The 16,588-nt window shown below is 67.3% G+C and carries 21 protein-coding genes; 8 read left to right on the top strand and 13 right to left on the bottom strand.

Translation table 11 applies throughout. The annotated features are described in order from the left end of the window. Nucleotides 1–19: 19 nt before the first annotated feature. From F1C58_RS14700 to F1C58_RS14735, 8 genes are all read left to right on the top strand, one after another. Nucleotides 20–658, top strand: a complete 639-nt coding sequence (locus F1C58_RS14700) for a hypothetical protein (RefSeq protein WP_185201792.1) — start codon at nucleotides 20–22, stop codon at nucleotides 656–658. Beyond that, nucleotides 658–1,425, top strand: a complete 768-nt coding sequence (locus F1C58_RS14705; RefSeq protein WP_185201793.1) for a hypothetical protein — start codon at nucleotides 658–660, stop codon at nucleotides 1,423–1,425. Before F1C58_RS14700 ends, F1C58_RS14705 begins: the two co-directional genes overlap by 1 nt. After that, nucleotides 1,425–1,637 carry a helix-turn-helix transcriptional regulator gene (locus tag F1C58_RS14710; RefSeq protein ID WP_185201794.1) on the top strand — a complete coding sequence of 71 codons (213 nt, stop codon included), beginning with the start codon at nucleotides 1,425–1,427 and terminating at the stop codon, nucleotides 1,635–1,637. Before F1C58_RS14705 ends, F1C58_RS14710 begins: the two co-directional genes overlap by 1 nt. Before the next feature lie 173 nt (nucleotides 1,638–1,810). Then, the gene (locus tag F1C58_RS14715) at nucleotides 1,811–2,440 is read left to right on the top strand and encodes a TetR/AcrR family transcriptional regulator (RefSeq protein ID WP_185201795.1); all 630 of its coding nucleotides are present in this window, start codon (nucleotides 1,811–1,813) and stop codon (nucleotides 2,438–2,440) included. Then, nucleotides 2,437–4,065 carry an MDR family MFS transporter gene (locus F1C58_RS14720; RefSeq protein ID WP_185201796.1) on the top strand — a complete coding sequence of 543 codons (1,629 nt, stop codon included), beginning with the start codon at nucleotides 2,437–2,439 and terminating at the stop codon, nucleotides 4,063–4,065. Before F1C58_RS14715 ends, F1C58_RS14720 begins: the two co-directional genes overlap by 4 nt. Nucleotides 4,066–4,211: 146 nt before the next feature. Then, a complete protein-coding gene (locus tag F1C58_RS14725) occupies nucleotides 4,212–4,400 on the top strand; it encodes a helix-turn-helix transcriptional regulator (RefSeq protein ID WP_185201797.1) in 189 nt (62 codons plus the stop codon). Next, nucleotides 4,393–4,821 (top strand): hypothetical protein, encoded by a 429-nt coding sequence (locus F1C58_RS14730; protein WP_185201798.1) that lies wholly within the window; start codon nucleotides 4,393–4,395, stop codon nucleotides 4,819–4,821. Before F1C58_RS14725 ends, F1C58_RS14730 begins: the two co-directional genes overlap by 8 nt. An 18-nt stretch (nucleotides 4,822–4,839) precedes the next feature. Further along, a complete protein-coding gene (locus tag F1C58_RS14735; RefSeq protein ID WP_185201799.1) occupies nucleotides 4,840–5,832 on the top strand; it encodes a pirin family protein in 993 nt (330 codons plus the stop codon). On the opposite strand, the gene F1C58_RS14740 is transcribed toward F1C58_RS14735, so the two are convergent. The 13 genes from F1C58_RS14740 to ftsH form a co-directional block, all read right to left on the bottom strand. Further along, the gene (locus tag F1C58_RS14740) at nucleotides 5,816–6,019 is read right to left on the bottom strand and encodes a hypothetical protein (RefSeq protein ID WP_370543669.1); all 204 of its coding nucleotides are present in this window, start codon (nucleotides 6,017–6,019) and stop codon (nucleotides 5,816–5,818) included. The genes F1C58_RS14735 and F1C58_RS14740 overlap by 17 nt on opposite strands. A 33-nt stretch (nucleotides 6,020–6,052) precedes the next feature. Then, nucleotides 6,053–6,181, bottom strand: a complete 129-nt coding sequence (locus F1C58_RS17010; protein ID WP_255461142.1) for a hypothetical protein — start codon at nucleotides 6,179–6,181, stop codon at nucleotides 6,053–6,055. Next, on the bottom strand, nucleotides 6,181–7,695 hold the full coding sequence (lysS, locus tag F1C58_RS14745; RefSeq protein WP_185201800.1) for a lysine--tRNA ligase: 1,515 nt from the start codon (nucleotides 7,693–7,695) through the stop codon (nucleotides 6,181–6,183). Before lysS ends, F1C58_RS17010 begins: the two co-directional genes overlap by 1 nt. 199 nt (nucleotides 7,696–7,894) lie before the next feature. Continuing rightward, nucleotides 7,895–8,758: a pantoate--beta-alanine ligase gene (gene panC / locus F1C58_RS14750; RefSeq protein WP_185201801.1), complete on the bottom strand. Its 864-nt coding sequence runs from the start codon at nucleotides 8,756–8,758 to the stop codon at nucleotides 7,895–7,897. A gap of 25 nt (nucleotides 8,759–8,783) precedes the next feature. Further along, nucleotides 8,784–9,509: a Rossmann-like and DUF2520 domain-containing protein gene (locus F1C58_RS14755; RefSeq protein ID WP_185201802.1), complete on the bottom strand. Its 726-nt coding sequence runs from the start codon at nucleotides 9,507–9,509 to the stop codon at nucleotides 8,784–8,786. Then, entirely contained in the window at nucleotides 9,506–11,059 is a 1,554-nt protein-coding gene (locus tag F1C58_RS14760) for a PH domain-containing protein (RefSeq protein WP_185201803.1), read from the bottom strand. Before F1C58_RS14760 ends, F1C58_RS14755 begins: the two co-directional genes overlap by 4 nt. Then, on the bottom strand, nucleotides 11,056–11,535 hold the full coding sequence (locus F1C58_RS14765; protein ID WP_185201804.1) for a PH domain-containing protein: 480 nt from the start codon (nucleotides 11,533–11,535) through the stop codon (nucleotides 11,056–11,058). Before F1C58_RS14765 ends, F1C58_RS14760 begins: the two co-directional genes overlap by 4 nt. Before the next feature lie 10 nt (nucleotides 11,536–11,545). Continuing rightward, on the bottom strand, nucleotides 11,546–12,028 hold the full coding sequence (locus F1C58_RS14770; RefSeq protein ID WP_185201805.1) for a DUF3180 domain-containing protein: 483 nt from the start codon (nucleotides 12,026–12,028) through the stop codon (nucleotides 11,546–11,548). Nucleotides 12,029–12,058: 30 nt separating this feature from the next. Then, nucleotides 12,059–12,571 carry a 2-amino-4-hydroxy-6-hydroxymethyldihydropteridine diphosphokinase gene (gene folK, locus F1C58_RS14775; RefSeq protein ID WP_255461143.1) on the bottom strand — a complete coding sequence of 171 codons (513 nt, stop codon included), beginning with the start codon at nucleotides 12,569–12,571 and terminating at the stop codon, nucleotides 12,059–12,061. 11 nt (nucleotides 12,572–12,582) lie between these two features. Further along, nucleotides 12,583–12,978: a dihydroneopterin aldolase gene (folB, locus tag F1C58_RS14780; RefSeq protein ID WP_185201807.1), complete on the bottom strand. Its 396-nt coding sequence runs from the start codon at nucleotides 12,976–12,978 to the stop codon at nucleotides 12,583–12,585. Beyond that, nucleotides 12,975–13,826, bottom strand: coding sequence for a dihydropteroate synthase (gene folP, locus F1C58_RS14785; protein ID WP_255461144.1), 852 nt, complete (start codon nucleotides 13,824–13,826; stop codon nucleotides 12,975–12,977). The genes folB and folP overlap by 4 nt, the downstream gene beginning before the upstream one ends. Beyond that, nucleotides 13,823–14,401 carry a GTP cyclohydrolase I FolE gene (gene folE / locus F1C58_RS14790; RefSeq protein WP_185201808.1) on the bottom strand — a complete coding sequence of 193 codons (579 nt, stop codon included), beginning with the start codon at nucleotides 14,399–14,401 and terminating at the stop codon, nucleotides 13,823–13,825. The genes folP and folE overlap by 4 nt, the downstream gene beginning before the upstream one ends. Before the next feature lie 35 nt (nucleotides 14,402–14,436). Continuing rightward, nucleotides 14,437–16,434 carry an ATP-dependent zinc metalloprotease FtsH gene (gene ftsH, locus F1C58_RS14795; protein WP_185201809.1) on the bottom strand — a complete coding sequence of 666 codons (1,998 nt, stop codon included), beginning with the start codon at nucleotides 16,432–16,434 and terminating at the stop codon, nucleotides 14,437–14,439. Nucleotides 16,435–16,588: the final 154 nt, after the last annotated feature.

Here is a 16,588-nt window from a genome sequence, read left to right on the forward strand (position 1 = left end):
TTATCGTTAGGAGAGCATCATGTCGCAGGTCGACCAACTCGCAGGGAAGGGGCCGCTCGTCGCCGTGAGCCGCGCCACCGTATGGGGATTCCTTGCCCTCGCCGTGGCCGCAGGGCTCTTCGCGCTCGCCTTCGGGCTGGGTGGTGTCATCGCCTCACTCACCTCAGGCACGACACCACTCACCCTGGCGCTCGACCACGCCCTTCCCGCAGCGGCAGATCGCGGATCCGCCGCCATCGTGAGCGGCGGCTACGACTCGGCCTCGATGGTGGTCTCCGGTCTCGACTCTGGCACGGTCGCGCTCGCGACGATCGCGCGCGTCGCCGGTGTGCTCACCCAGGCCGCGATCGCGGCATCCGTCGCCCTGCTCGCCTGGCGGCTGCTTCGCGGACGTGCGTTCCGGCAATCGCTCAGTCTCATCGTGGCGATCTCGGGTGCGATCCTGCTGATCGGCGGGCTGCTCTCCGGAGGACTCGGGCTTCTCGCGGCGTGGATGACCGCCGACCAGCTGAACGGCGGCAGCATCGTCAGCGGGTTCTGGCCGATTATCGGCACCGTGGATGGCACGCCCCTTGGCATCGGCGCCTGCCTGATGCTCGTCGGGCTCGCCTTCGAATACGGCGAGCGCCTGCAGCGCGACACCGAGGGGCTCGTCTAGTGACCCAGCCTCCGGAAATCACCTCTCGAGCGGCGCGAGTGACGGCGGCAGCCCGATCCGCCGCCGCGGCCTTCGGTCCCAACTACCGCCGCGCGCGGCAGGAGTCCCGCTGGCTGCGAGTGATCGGCTTCACGCGCGTGATCGCATTCCTATCAATTCTCGGCGGCATCCTCTTCACCGGGTACACCGTGCTGGCCGATTTCCTCGAACCGTCGGTATCGCTCAGCCTTCCCGTCTACGAGTTCTGGCCAACACTGCCGCCCGGAGCCGCCATCACGTCCGGCCCCAGTGCACACGTGACGGGTGGCGGCTTCACCTCGGCGCAGGTGCAGGTCTCCGGACTCGACGGTGCTGCCCGCACGTGGCTCGCCGGCAGTGCACTACTCCAGGGCGCGACCGTCGTCATGATCGCGATAGTCGTCCTGACACTGTGTTCAACCCTCCTCCGCAGCGACCCCTTCCACACGGCGGTGACCCGCGGCATCCGAGTGCTCGGCATCACCGTCATCGTCGGCGGTCTCGGATGGCAGCTGTGCTCCGGGGTGGGCGAGTCACTCGCATCCACCCAGGTACTTCAGCTGGGTTCGGCCGAGTTCCAGAACGTCGTCACCTGGGAAAGCATCACCTCGATAATCGGATTTCCAAGCCCGACTCCCCACGTGCAGGTCGACTTCTGGCCGATCTGGGTTGGCCTGGCGATGCTGGTTCTCGCGGCTGCCTTCCGCTACGGCGAGCGACTGCAGCGCGATACCGCAGGGCTGGTCTGATGGAGGAAGAGACCGGAATCCACTGCCGGCTCGACGAGCTTCTCGCTGAACGGGGGATGACGCTAACGAGGCTCAGCGAGCTGGTGGGGCTGAGCATCGTGAACCTGTCCGTGCTGAAGAACGACCGGGCCCGAGCCATCCGGTTCTCCACGCTCGCGGCGATCTGCAGCGCGCTGGAGTGCGAGGTCGGGGAGCTGCTCGTCGTGACGTGAAACCCGCCCCGGCGCGCCAACGAAAACGCAGGAGATTCGCCACGAAGTGATGCGTCTGGCGGCGTGAGGGCCAATCCGCGGCGATTCTCCTGCATTTTCGGGGTTCACTGAAGCAGTGCACGCCCGCAATTTTGCAGATTGCGTTGTTTTGCAGAGTGTGCAAGAATGCATTCATGAACGAAATAGCAGACGTCGGGATCCGCGAGCGCAAGCGCGCCGCGACCTTCCGCACGATCTACGCCGCGGCGGCGGAGCTCGCGCTCGAAGTCGGGCTCGAGCACGCGACGGTCGACGCCATCAGCGACCGTGCCAACGTGTCATCCCGCACCTTCTTCAACTACTTCGCGTCGAAGGAGGATGCCGTGCTCGGCATCGATTCCGGCGAGGTCAGCGAAGAGGCGATCGCCCACCTGTCGGACAACCGCACCGACGATGTGCTGCACGACGTGGCATCCCTCGTGTACTCGGTGATCGTGGACTCGACCATCGTCGACGAATCGGGAGACCTGCGCCGGCGCGTGCTCGAGAAATACCCGCAGCTGCTCACCCGCCAGATCATGCGGGTGAGTGCGATGGAAGACCGTCTCGGCCTTGTCGTCGGCGACTGGCTCAGCACCGAACACAAATTCGCGAGCTATACGCCGGAGGAACGACTGGAGGCTGCGCAGATCCTGCTCAGCGTCTGCCTTGCGGCGATGCGCGTCGCAATGAAGAAATGGCCGCGCGACACCTCGAGCGACCCACACGAGAACTACACCCGGGCAGTCGACCTGCTCCGCACAGTACTGGAGAGAGTTTCATGACAACCACCACGGTCACCCCGACCGCCAAACGCAACGTGCTGCTGGTCTTCGCCGGCCTCATGGTCGCGATGCTGCTGGCATCGCTCGACCAGACCATCTTCTCCACCGCGCTGCCGACGATCGTCGGTCAGCTCGACGGCGTCAGCCACATGCTCTGGGTGACCACGGCCTACATCCTGGCTTCCACGATCGTGATGCCGGTCTACGGAAAGCTCGGAGACCTGATCGGGCGCAAGTCGCTCTTCATCATCGCCATCGCGCTCTTCCTCGCCGGATCCGTCGTCGGCGGCCTGGCCGACTCGATGACGGCCCTCATCGTCGGTCGCGCCATCCAGGGCCTCGGTGGTGGTGGACTCATGATCCTCGCCCAGGCGATCATCGCGGATGTCGTGCCGGCCCGCGAGCGCGGCAAGTACTCCGGGATCATGGGCGCGGTCTTCGCCGTCTCCTCGGTCGCAGGCCCCCTGCTGGGCGGATTCTTCACCGACGGGCCCGGCTGGCGCTGGGCGTTCTGGATGAACATCCCCCTCGGCGCGGTCGCCATCGCCTCCGCCGTCTTCTTCCTCAAGCTGCCGAAGGGCACGACCCGCAACCCGAAGATCGACTACGCCGGGATGTCAGTGCTCGCCCTCGCGGCCACCTGCCTCGTGCTGTTCACGACCTGGGGCGGCAACACCTACGACTGGAACTCGCCCATCATCATCGGCCTCATCGCCGGCACGGTCGTCGCGGCCGTGGCCTTCGTACTGATCGAGCGCCGGGCCGCCGAGCCGGTGATCCCGCTGCACCTGTTCAAGAACCGCAACTTCAATCTGACCACCGCCGCCGGGCTCATCACCGGAGTCGCGATGTTCGGGGCCCTCGCCTACATGCCCACCTACCTGCAGATGGTGACCGGAGTCGGCGCGACGCAGGCCGGCTTCCTGATGATCCCGATGATGGGCGCGTTGCTCCTGTCCTCCATCGTCTCGGGCCAGATCGTGTCGAAGACCGGACGGTACAAGGCGATCCCGATCATCGGAACCGTGCTGGTCGCCGCGGGGCTTACGCTCCTCTCGACCCTGCTGGCCACCACCGCCGTGTGGATCATCTGCGTCTACCTCGCGATCATGGGACTCGGGCTCGGCATGAGCATGCAGATCCTGATCCTGGTCGTGCAGAACTCGTTCCCGGTCGCACAGGTCGGCACCGCGACCGCGTCGAACAACTTCTTCCGCCAGATCGGTTCCTCCCTCGGGTCGGCCATCGTGGGAAGTCTCTTCGTGTCCCGCCTCACCGCGAGCCTCGCCGAGAACCTCCCGGCCGGAGCGGCGGGCGGATCGGGCACCGACTCGCTGACCCCGGCGGTTGTCAACGCACTGCCCCAGGGCATCCGCAACATCATCGTCGGCGCTTACAACGAGTCGCTCGCGCCGATCTTCCTCTACCTGGTGCCACTCGTGCTCGTCGCCGCGGTGCTCCTCGCGTTCGTGCAGGAGAAGCCGTTGGCCACGACGATCGACCGCGGAGAATTGGATGCCGTCGACTCGACGGCCTCAAAGGTCACGTCCGACATCACTCCGGTGCGAGTACCGGTCCTGGCCGCCACCTCGGTGACAGCGAGCACGGCGGCGTCACCCGCGTAGGTCTAACCTCGGTCTCGCGTCACCGAAGGCCCGGATGCCCTGCGCATCCGGGCCTTCGGTGTGGGCGGGCCAGTCACGCCGCCGCAAGCCTTACGAAGGTAAAGGACCCTTGACACAGGGACAATGCGTAAAGGAAGCTTGTCACCATGGACAACGACGTGCGGGAACTGCGAGAGGGCGTGAACCTGTCCCAGGCCGCCCTCGGCACCGCCCTCGGCGTCTCTCGCCAGACGATCAACGCGATCGAGACCGGACGGTACGATCCGTCGCTACCCCTGGCCTTCGCCATCGCTCGCTACTTCCAGGGCACCATCGAGGAGATCTTCCATGGCTAATCGCCGCGAACTTCCGCTGTCGACACCGAACATCATCCTGGTGAGTGTGTTCCTCGCCACCGCGATCGCCGCGGCGGCGTTCCAGTCGTGGGTGGCCTGTGCCTTCACCCTCTTGCTCGCGGTCGGGATTGTCGTTCAGTCTCGGCTCGCCCGACGAAGCGAGTCGAGCGATCGCGCTCGACTCAACGCGCTGGAGTACCGGGACGAACGGGATCGCGCGCTCGCCCGCTCGCTATTCTCCGTCGTCGGAGGTTTGGCGCTGATCGTCTCCGTGGCCGAATGGATCGTCGCATCGGCGGTGCACTTCACGAACTACGACCTGGGGTGGGCCACCGCGCTGTACTACGTGACCTTATTCCAGATGCTGCTCTTCAACGTCGTCTGGGGCCGCGCGAATCGAGCCGCCACGGAGCTGAACTGACCCGCGTAGCATTCCCGCATGAGCAACCTCGAAAAGCATCCGGCCGAGCTGCTCAAGGATCCGGCACCCCGAGCGTCGAGAGGGATCGAGATCCTCGAGCCTCGGGATGTTCCCCTCGGCGGACCCCGCGCCATGTCCGTGCGCCGCACCCTCCCGCAGCGCAGGAAATCGCTCATCGGTGCCTGGTGCTTCGTGGACCACTACGGGCCCGATGTCGTGGCGGCGACCACCGGGATGGTCGTGCCGCCGCATCCGCACACCGGTCTGCAGACCGTGAGCTGGCTCTTCGCCGGAGTGCAAGGCAACGGCGAGATCGAGCATCGGGACAGCGTCGGCAGCCACGCGCTCGTGCGGCCGGGCGAGCTCAACCTGATGACGGCGGGGCACGGGATCGCCCACTCCGAGGTCTCGACAGCCACCACCGCCCTTCTCCACGGTGCCCAGCTCTGGATCGCGCTGCCGGATGACAGCCGCGACCACGCACCATTCTTCGAGCACTTCGCACCATCGCCGGTCGACTTCGACGGCACTACCGTGCGGGTCTTCATCGGCTCACTGGTGGGGCAACGCTCGCCCGCGACAGTCTTCAGCGGGCTGGTCGGCGCCCAGCTCGACCTGCCGGCCGGAGCATCCCTCGACCTGCCTGTCGATCCGCGCTTCGAACACGCCGTACTCGTGGATGCCGGCGACCTGTTGCTCGACGGCGAGCCGGTGCCCGTGTCACACCTCGGTGCCGTCGGCGTCGGCCGCGACATCCTGCACCTGGAGGCGGGCGACGCGCCCGCCCGCCTGCTGCTGATCGGCGGCGAACCGCTGGGCGAGAGCATCGTGATGTGGTGGAACTTCATCGGCCGCAGCCACGAGGAGATTGTGGCATTCCGCCAGGACTGGCAGGCGGATGTCGTGGGCGGCCAGAACAAGGACGGCCGCTTCGGCACCGTGCGCGGCTACGCGGGCAGCCCACTGCCGGCGCCGGAGCTGCCGAACGTGCGGCTCAGGGCTCGCGAGTAGCCGAGCGGGGAGCGGCCGCGTTCTCGGCATCGAAGCGGGCTCTCTCCTCGGCCTCGATCTCGGCATAGACCTTGCGCTCGGTGCGGTCCGCACGGAAGATCGAACGCATCACGAGCCAGAAGATCAGCCCGAGCAGGATCGTCGGGATCAACGAGTACGCGGCGTTGGCCCAGAAGTTTTGGATCACCTGAACAGGATACGTCGTGAGGCTGGGCGAACGTCAGCCATGCTGCATGATGCCGATGACGCCCTGGATGATGGAATAGACCCCGACTCCGGCAACACCGATCCAGAGCATCAGGCGCGTGTGCGACGGCTTCTTCGGATCCTGGGGTTCGAGGGAGCTCATCACTTGACCAGCGGGAAGAGGATGGTCTCGCGCACGCCGAGGCCCGAGAGAGCCATAAGCAGGCGATCGACGCCCATGCCCATGCCCCCGGAGGGCGGCATCCCGTATTCGAGGGCGCGAAGGAATTCCTCGTCGAGACGCATCGCCTCGGGATCGCCCGCGGCTGCGAGCTTCGCCTGCTCGACGAAGCGTTCGCGCTGGATCACGGGATCGACCAGTTCGGAGTAGCCGGTCGCCAGCTCGAAGCCGCGCACATAGAGGTCCCACTTCTCGACCAGGCCGGCCTCGGTGCGGTGATCGCGCACTAGCGGGGAGGTGTCGACCGGGAAATCCATCACGAACGTGGGCCGGGTGAGACCGGGCTTCACGAAGTGTTCCCACAACTCCTCGATGTATTTACCCGGGGTGGGCTGGCCCACCTCGACGCCCACGCTGTCGGCATAGCCGCGCAGCTCGTCGAGCGGAGTGTGAGCCGTGATCTGCCAGCCGGAGGCCGCGTTGAGCGAGTCGAGCATGGAGATGCGGTCCCACTCCCCGCCGAAGTCGTACTCTGAGCCGTCGGCCAGCGTCACGACCAGGCTGTCGCCGATCGAGAGTGCGGCATTCTGGATCATCTCCTGGGTGAGGTCGGCCATCTGGTTGTAGTCGCCGTAGGCCTGGTATGCCTCGACCATCGCGAACTCGGGCGAATGCGTGGAGTCAGCGCCCTCGTTGCGGAAGTTGCGGTTGATCTCGAACACCCGCTCGATTCCGCCGACGACCGCCCTCTTGAGGAAGAGCTCTGGCGCGATGCGCAGGAAGAGTTCTGTGTCGAAGGCATTGCTGTGGGTGACGAAGGGGCGAGCGGATGCTCCACCGTGCATGGTCTGCAGCATCGGGGTCTCGACCTCGATGTAGCCATGGTCGGCGAAGGTCTTGCGCAGCGAGGCGACGGATGCCGAGCGTTCGCGCACCATGCGGCGCGCACCCTCGCGGGCGATCAGGTCGAGGTACCGGGCCCGCACACGGGTCTCCTCGTTGAGCTCCACGTGGAGGTTGGGGAGGGGGCGCAGCGTCTTCGCGGCGATCTTCCACTCCTTCACGAGAACGCTCAGTTCGCCGCGGCGGCTGGAGATCACTTCTCCGGAGACGAAGAGGTGGTCGCCGAGATCGACGAGGTCCTTCCACTCGGCGAGCGACTCTTCGCCCACCTCGGCGAGGGAGACCATGGCCTGGATGCGGGATCCGTCGCCGGACTGCAGCGACGCGAAGCAGAGCTTGCCCGTGTTGCGGAGGTGCACCACGCGGCCGGCGAGACCGACGGTGACACCGGAGGCGGCATCCGTCTCGAGGTTCTCGTACTCGGCGCGCACCGCCGGGATCGTGGTGGTGATCGGCAGCCCGACGGGATAGGCCTCCGCTCCGGAGGCGATGAGGCGGTCGCGCTTGCCGAGGCGCACACGGGTCTGCTCGGACAGCTCCTCTTCAGAGGGTCCCTCGTCGGAGATTGCTGGCGAGGGGGTCTGGTCGGTCATGCGGGATGTGCTCCTGAGGGTCTGCGGCTCGCCCAAGTTTACGTGCACGGCGAGCTGCCCTCGCGGCGGGGGAGGCGCCCGGTCGCGGCGGGCACATCACCTCGCGGCGGGAGGTGTAACCCTCTCCACGACGGCACTTCGCCGCCGCGAGCGATTGGTGAACTCGTATCCCCCGCCGCGAGAGGGATGGCGAGGCCGCTCAGGAGTGGATGCCCGTGAGGAAGATCTCTTCGTTGTCGATCAGTCTCGTGGTGCCGACCCGGGCGGCGACGAGCACGACGGCCCGCCCCTGGTAGCCGTCGTCGACGGGGAGGAAGGTGCCCGGGTCGACGATCACGAGGTAGTCGAGCTCGACGAGATGCTCCCCCATCAGCACCGATTGGGCGGCGGCGAGCACAGCGTCGATGCCGCGATCGGCGGACGAGTCGGCCGCCTCGAGCGCGAGGGAGAGACCCCGCGCTGCCCGCTTCTCCTTCGCGTCGAGAAACCGGTTGCGGCTGGAGAGGGCGAGACCGTCGTGCTCGCGAACGGTCGGCACGACGTCGACCTCGATCGGGAGGTCGAGATCGACGATCATGCACTTCACGAGGAAGACCTGCTGGGCATCCTTCTGGCCGAACAAGACCACGTCGGGCCGCGCGATGTTCAGCAGCTTGGAGACGACGGTGAGCACGCCGTCGAAGTGGCCGGCGCGGGTGCGGCCCTCATAGAGCGAACCGATGCGGCCGGCGGTGACGCGGGTGTCGCTCGCGCCGCTCGGGTACATCTCGGTGACGCTCGGCGCGAACACCGCCGCGACGCCGAACGGTTCCAGCTGCGCCAGGTCGTCGGGCAGGGTGCGCGGGTAGCGGTCGATGTCCTCGCTCGGGCCGAACTGCAGGGGGTTGATGAAGATCGAGACGATCACGACGTCGGCGATCGTGGATGCCCGCTGCACGAGCGCGAGATGACCGGCGTGGAGTGCGCCCATCGTGGGCACGAGGGCGACGCGCTTGCCCGTGGCGCGAGCCTCCGCGGTGATGGTGCGCAGCTCGGAAATGGTCTCGGCTACGGCGATGGGCATCCCTCGATGCTAGCGCCCACGGCGCTCACCCCCGACGGCGCAGCGCGTTCTCCACGGAGGATCGCACGAGAGGACCGAGCACGGCGCCCGGCATCTCGATGCCGATCGAGGCGAGGAGATCCGTCGCCTGGTCGACGATCGCGCTGGAGAAGCTAGTGGCCGTGGCGATCGCCTCGGCATAGGCGGAGCGATCGTCCTCCGCGATGATGATCGGCTCGCCCCCCATTTCCACGACGAGCGCCTGCCCGATCGGCTGCACCGGGCCGGGCGCGGTCACCGCGAAGTACGCGCCGACGAGCTGCGCGATGTCGATGGTGGTGCCCGTGAAGGAGACGGCGGGATGGATGGCGAGAGGGATCACCCCGGCGGCGACGGCGGGGGCGAGCACCGCCGTTCCGTATTCGGCCGCGGTGTGCAGCACCAGTTGCCCCGGCTGCCACGCTCCGGTGGAGGCGAGCCCGGCCACCAGCGCCGGGAGCTCCGCGGCGGGCACCGCGAGGATCACCAGTTCGCTGCGTTCGATGATGGATGGCACGTCGAGAATGGGCACGCCGTGCAGCATCGCCTCGGCGCGTTCGCGGCTGGACTCCGAGATCGCGGAGATCCCGACGACGGCATGTCCGGCCCCCGCGAGCGCTGCGCCGAGCACCGGGCCGACCCGACCGGCTCCGATGATCCCGATGCCCAGACGACCCGACCGGCGCCGGGCATCCTCCTCGCGGTCTGCGGCGGGAACCGAATCGAAGCTCATGCGGGGAGCTCCCCGGATCGCCAGCGGTGCGAGGTGTCGGCTTGGTCGGCGCGCACGGCGAGCTCGGACACCTCCGTGAAGAACGCGAGGGCGGCGCCCTGGTCGACGGCGCCGAGCTCGGCGGTGATGGGCCCGTGAACGGTGTGCAGGTGCACGGAGGCGAGGCGCAGTCGTCGCAGCAGGGGCCCCTGATGCAGTCCGACGCTCTGCAGCCTCGGCTGCGGCACGATGATCAGGCGACGCCAGGTCGCTCCCTTTCGCAGCACCAGCGATCCGGGCACTGTCGCGAATCCGTTTCGTCTCCAGGAGAAGGGCCGAAACCATGCTGCGCGCCGCGGCGAGTTGGTGAATCCGTCGGCGCCCCTCGAGGTCATCCCGCTCTCGATGAAACGGCTGGTCTCGTCTCCGATGAAGTCCGGCAGCATGAGCTTCAGCACCGCCGTGACATCGGCCAGGTTGCCCACGGGCAGGATGGTGGTGTTCGCCTGGTTCGCCGAGCCGCGGCTCGAGGTATGGCTCGCCCGGTTGACCCGGATCTGCCACCAACCGGCCGGCCGCCAGAGCAGCGGCTGGCTGACCTCGATGGAGTGGATGCGGCCCGGCGGAAGGGTCTCGTTGCTGGTGGAGAACAGTCCGAACCCGACTCGCACGCCATCCGGTGTTCCGGCGATGGTGTAGCGCAGCGACTGGGAGAATTTGCGGGCGTAGTACCCGCCGAATCCGATGATGCTCGGCAGCGCGAAGAACAGCACGAAGAAGTCGCCGCTGAGCGAGATCCAGATCGTGGCACCGACGACCACGAGCACCGCGATCACCGTTCCGGTGCCGAGGAACATCGACCCGAACAGGCGGCCGAGGTGGATCTTCACGACGGACTCTGGCGGGGCGGCATCCGGATCGAGTTCGGGAGCGAGCAGTTCGTTCACCCTCCGGTCGATGAAGGAACCCGTCGCCACAGCGGCGACCCTCTCGGCCGCCCGGGTTCCAGAGGCTCGGCGCAGGATCTCCCGGCGCAGGTCGTCTGCGGCCGCCGAGCTGAGGTAGGAGAGATGCACATTTGCGTCGTTTCCCGCCTGGCTGATCTCGAGCTTCGCCGCCCCGAACAGCCGCGAGATGAAGGGACGCACGATGTTGATGCCCTGGATGCGGTCGATCCGCGCCTTGCGGTTGGTGCGGAAGAGGATGCCCGAACGCACCTCCACTACCTCGTCGGTGATGCGGAAGGTGTGCATGCGCCACGAGACATAGAAGCCCGAAATCAGCACGACCAGCAGCAGCGCGACGCCCCCGAGCACCTGCAGGATGATGCCGTGGCTCACGACGTAGTCCACCGGGTCCCCGCCGTCATCGAATCGCGGAAGGAACATGCCGAGCAGCCGTTCGCGCAGATTGCTGACCACATAACCCAGCACGACGATCAGAGCGAAGCCGCCCTTGAGCAACGGCGTGGCCGGATGGAGCCGATGCCACTCGCCGTCGGTGAGCCGCGCGACTACTTCCGGCACCGCCGCCGGCGCAGCCGCCGGCACCGAGATCTCGGGTTCGCTCACAGTCCCGCCCGGCGGCTCTCCGCAACCGACACCAGATGGTCGCGCAACTCCTCGGCCTCCGCCTCCGGGAGACCCGGGATCGTCACACCCGCGGCCGCGGCGGCGGTCACGAACTTCAGCTCGCTGAGCCCCAGCCCGCGGGCGATCGGGCCACGGTTGATGTCCACGAGCTGCATGCGCCCGTAAGGCACCGCGACGAAGCGCTGCCACATGATTCCGCGGCGGAACAGGAGGTCATCCTCTCGCAGCTGGTAGCCGATGGAACGGACTCGCCGCGGGGTCAATGCGAGGTTCACTATCGAGATGGTCGCGAGCACTCCGAGCACGACCACGGGAATCCAGACCTGCAGCAGGAACATCACCACACCCGCCGCGAGCACCACCAGCAGGAATCCGGCGCCGCCGACCAGTTCGACCCAGACGAGCCGGGGAGAAACGCGCCGCCAGGTCACACCGGGGAGTTCGAGTCGATCCATGCTGCCCACCCTACGGCCGAACCCTCACGGTGCGGCCGCCCTCGTCGTCATCTTCGTCATCCGGCGGGATCGTGCACATGTTTTCGGCGATCAGCCCGCCCGCCAGCAGGCCGGCGGCCCCGACGAGGGTGACGATCGCCTGCGCGACCGAACCGAGGCCGGGCACCACCGAGCGACTGAGGAGGTAGACCAGCACTCCGGCGCCGAAGCCGGCGATCAGCGAGCCGCCCAAGGCGCTCGCCTTGGCGAGCACGAGCACCCGGGTCGAGTAGAACGGGTCGATCGGCTGGGAGGCCTTGCCGCGGGTGAGCCGTCGGATCGGCAGGGCAAGCACCACGACCATCACCCCGATGGCAAGAAGAGCGATCCCGAGGGTGAGTGGCGGAAGCACGATCGGGCGCCCGGACGCGGCGAGCGCGGCCTCGACCAGTCCACCTCCGACGCCGCCGATCAGGGCGAGCAGTATGAGGGTCGCGGCATTCGTGCGTTTCATGGGCGCTGTCGTTTCATCGGAGCTGCCGTTTCATGATCGATCCCACAGCGGTTCGGCGTCGTAGCCCCATACATCCTCGGAGTCGGCGACGGCGAGCGCGTAGATGCGGCCATGCCCCCGCAGCGACGCTTCCGCGTCCACTTGCAGCCACGGCACGACCACGAAGGCCCGCTCCCAGGCCCGCGGATGCGGCAGCGTGAGATCCTCTGAGTCTCGTTCCAGCCCGCCGAAGTCGATGATGTCCAGGTCGAGGGTTCGGTCGCCCCAGCGCTCGACCCGCACGCGCCCGTGGTCGGCTTCGATGCGATTCAGCTCCGCCAGCAGTGCCTCCGGGTGCAGGGCGCTCTGAACGAGCATCACCGCGTTGAGGTAGGCGGGGGCTTCGGCATCCGTTCCGGTCGGTTTGACGGCCTGCGATTGCACGATGCCCGATACCGCGGTCACGTGGACCCCCTCGAGGGCGGCGATGTCGTGCACGGCGGCGCGGAGGTTCTCTTCGCGATCCCCGAGGTTCGAGCCGAGCGCGATCACGGCAGGGAGCACGATCCGACGCCTCACGACGGTGACCCGCTCGGGCGGCTGCGGGTGATGGTCACCGAGACGTCGCCGAAGGGCACGGTGATCGGTGCGGCGGGCTTGTGAATGGTGACCGTGACGCTGTCGGCGCGCTCATACCGCAGGGCGATCGCGGCGACCCGTTCGGCCACGGTCTCGATGAGATCCACCGCGTCCGCCTGGACTGCCGCGTACACCGCCTCGGCGAGTTCGCCGTAGTGGATCGTCTTCGTCACGTCGTCGGAGGCGGCGGCCGGCGCGAGATCCACGGCGATCTCGAGGTCGATGACGAACTCCTGGCCGTTCTCGCGCTCGAAATCCAGCACCCCGTGGTGAGCGAAGATGCGCAGACCGGTCAGGCGGATGATGTCTCCGGACAAGGCTCGATCGCTCATGGCTGCATCGCCTCCCACACGTCGAGGGCGTCCCTGGTGGCCGCCACATTGTGAACACGCACTCCCCACACCCCGGCCTGCGCAGCGAGGGCGCTGATGGTCGCGGTGGCGGGATCGCGCGCGGCGGTGGGCGCATCCGGAGGCACGAGCGCCCCGAGGAATCTCTTGCGGGATGCCCCGATCAACACCGGGTATCCGATGGTGTTGAGGGCGGCGATATTGGACAGCAGCTGCCAGTTCTGCTCGGCGGTCTTCGCGAACCCGATGCCGGGGTCGAGGATGATGCGATCCGGGCGCACCCCGTTGACTATGAGTTCGGCGACGCGGTTCTTCAGCTCGTTGCGCACATCACGCAGCACGTTTCCGTAGTTGGTGCTCGGCCGGCTCGTGTCCCCAGGTGCGTTCGGTCCGCGCCAATGGCTGGCGATGAAGTGCAGCCCGGTCTCGGCGACCACCCGCGCCATACCGGAATCGGCCAGTCCCGCCGAGACGTCGTTGATGATCACTGCGCCGAGTTCGGCCGCCGCCCGGGCGGTGGACGCATTCATCGTGTCGACGCTCACCGGGATGCCGCGATCGGCGAGCGCCTCGATCACCGGCAGAACACGGCGCTGTTCCTCGATGGCCGACACGCGTTCCGCACCGGGGCGGGTCGACTCTCCGCCGACATCCACGAGCTGTGCTCCAGCCGCCACAAGTTCCTCGGCGTGCGCGACCGCGGAATCCAGCTCGAGGTAGTCGCCACCGTCGCTGAACGAGTCGGGGGTCACATTGACGATGCCCATGATGCGGGGGCGGGTAAGGCCGATCGGGCGGTACGGGCGAAGGGAGACGAGTTCACCACTCATGCGGGCACTCCGATCAGCGCCATGATCTCGGCGCGCTCGACGGGCTGGGAGAGGATGCCACGGCTCGCGAGGGTGACCGTCGTGCTGCGGGTCTGGCGTCCGCCGCGGGACGTGACACAGCCGTGCGTTGCGTCGAGCACCACGAGCACGCCGCGGGCATCGAGCCCGGCCTGCAGCGCATCCGCGATCTCCTCGGTGAGGCGCTCCTGCAACTGGGGGCGCGCGGCGAGCGTCTCGACGACCTGCGGGAGGGCCCCGAGCCCCACGATGCGGTCCTTCGGCAGGTAGGCGACATGAGCGACCCCGGTGAACGGCAGCAGGTGGTGTTCGCACATGGAGCGGAACTCGATGTCCCGCAGCAGCACGACCTCACCGATCTCCGGCGAGTCCGCCGTGAAGTCCGCGCTGGGGGCGAGGTGGTCGAGCGGATCCTGCGCGAGCCCGGCGAAGAACTCGCTGTAGGACTGCGCGATCCGCTTCGGCGTGCTCGCGAGGCCGGGCCGTGCCGGATCCTCGCCGATTGCGGCGAGGATCTCCAGCACGGCGGCCTCGATCCGCGCGGTATCGATACTCACGTGTACGAGCGTAGAGGGATGCGAAGGCGGACGGACTACGCCGTGGCGATGTCGGGGCGCTTGCGCGGGCGAGGCTCGCGCGCCTTCTTGGCCGGCTCCGAGGTGACTCCGCCGTCCACCACACCGGCGTCGATCGGCGCCTTCTGGGGAACGAGCACGGGAGGCAACGCCGAGACCGGACGCTTGGCGCTCGACAACCACTGGGGCCGCTCGGGCATCTTCTTCACGTCCTTGAAGATCTCGGCGAGCTCGGTGTGGTCGAGGGTCTCCTTTTCTAGCAGCGCCGTCGCGAGCTTGTCCAGGATGTCCCGGTTCTCGTTGAGAACCTCCCAGGCCTCGTTGTGCGCGTTCTCGATCAGGGTGCGCACCTCGGCGTCGACCTGCTCGGAGAGTCGCTCGGAGTAGTCGCGCTGGCTGCCCATGTCGCGACCGAGGAACATCTCGCCCGATCCGGAACCGAGCTTGACGGATCCGATGTTCGACGACATGCCGAACTCGGTGACCATCTTGCGCGCGGTGGAGGTCGCCTTCTCGATGTCGTTGGACGCACCGGTGGTGGGATCGTGGAACACGACCTCCTCCGCCACCCGGCCGCCCATCGCGTACGCGAGCTGGTCGAGCAGTTCGTTGCGGCTGATCGAGTAGCGGTCTTCGAGAGGAAGCACCATCGTGTAGCCGAGGGCACGCCCCCGCGGAAGGATGGTGACCTTCGTGACCGGGTCGGTGTTGCGCATCGCCGTGGCGACAAGAGCGTGACCGCCCTCGTGGTACGCCGTAATGAGCTTCTCCTGGTCGCGCATCACGCGGGTGCGCCGCTGCGGGCCGGCCATGACGCGGTCGACCGCCTCATCCAGGGCCCGGTTGTCGATGAGCTGGGCGTTGGAGCGTGCGGTGAGCAGCGCGGCCTCATTCAGTACGTTCGCGAGGTCGGCGCCGGTGAACCCGGGGGTCTTTCGGGCGAGCACTTCGAGGTCGACTCCGGCGGCGAGGGGCTTGCCTTTGCCGTGCACCTCGAGGATCTGCTTGCGACCGAGCAGGTCGGGAGCATCCACGCCGATCTGGCGGTCGAAACGACCGGGGCGCAGAAGAGCGGGGTCGAGGATGTCGGGGCGGTTCGTGGCCGCGATCAGAATGACGTTCGTCTTGACGTCGAAGCCGTCCATCTCCACCAGAAGCTGGTTGAGGGTCTGCTCGCGCTCGTCGTGGCCGCCGCCCATGCCGGAGCCACGGTGGCGGCCGACGGCGTCGATCTCGTCGACGAAGATGATCGCGGGCGAGTTCTCCTTGGCCTGCGAGAAGAGGTCGCGCACCCGGCTCGCGCCGACGCCGACGAACATCTCGACGAAGTCCGACCCGCTGATCGAGTAGAAGGGCACATTGGCCTCGCCGGCCACAGCCCGGGCCAACAGGGTCTTCCCGGTGCCGGGAGGGCCGTAGAGCAGAACACCCTTGGGGATGCGAGCGCCGACCGCGAGGAACTTGGCCGGATCCTTGAGGAAGTCCTTGATCTCCTCGAGTTCTTCGATCGCCTCGTCGGCACCCGCGACGTCCGCGAAGGTGACCTTGGGGCTCTCCTTCGACACGAGCTTCGCCTTGGACTTGCCGAACTGCATGACCTTGGATCCGCCGCCCTGCATGCTGGAGAGCAGGAACCAGAAGATCAGGCCGATGATGATGAACGGGATGACCAGCCCGAGCAGTGATGAGAGCCAGTTGCCCTTGTCGACCTGGTCGTCGTACTTGGCTCCCGAAGAGTCGACGGCTTTGACGATGTCGGCGCCACGGGCAGTGGCGTAGTAGAACTGCACCTGCTTGCCGTCGGCACCCGCGGTGGTGAGGGTGAGATCCACCCGCTGTTCGCTGTCGACGATCTTGGCCGAGGCCACCTTGTCGTCCTGCAGGAGGGCGAGACCGTCCTTGGTGGTGATCTCCTTGAATCCGGATCCGCTCAGGAGGCTGAATCCGACCGACACGACGATGACCGCCAGCAGGATGTAGATCAGCGGGCCGCGGAGAAAACGCTTGAAGTCCATAGTGTTCCGGGACTCACGCCCGGCACCTTTCTGACGAAGAATGTGTCGCCAAGGCTACCCGAGCAGGACTGGGTGGCCGCTGCGTGTTTGCCGTGGGCGTAATCCATGCCACCGCTGGTCGGGGAGGAGTGCCACCGGCGGTATCGGTGCCCCG

Origin of the sequence: Glaciihabitans sp. INWT7 (assembly GCF_014217685.1) — a bacterium.
Classification (GTDB): domain Bacteria; phylum Actinomycetota; class Actinomycetes; order Actinomycetales; family Microbacteriaceae; genus Lacisediminihabitans.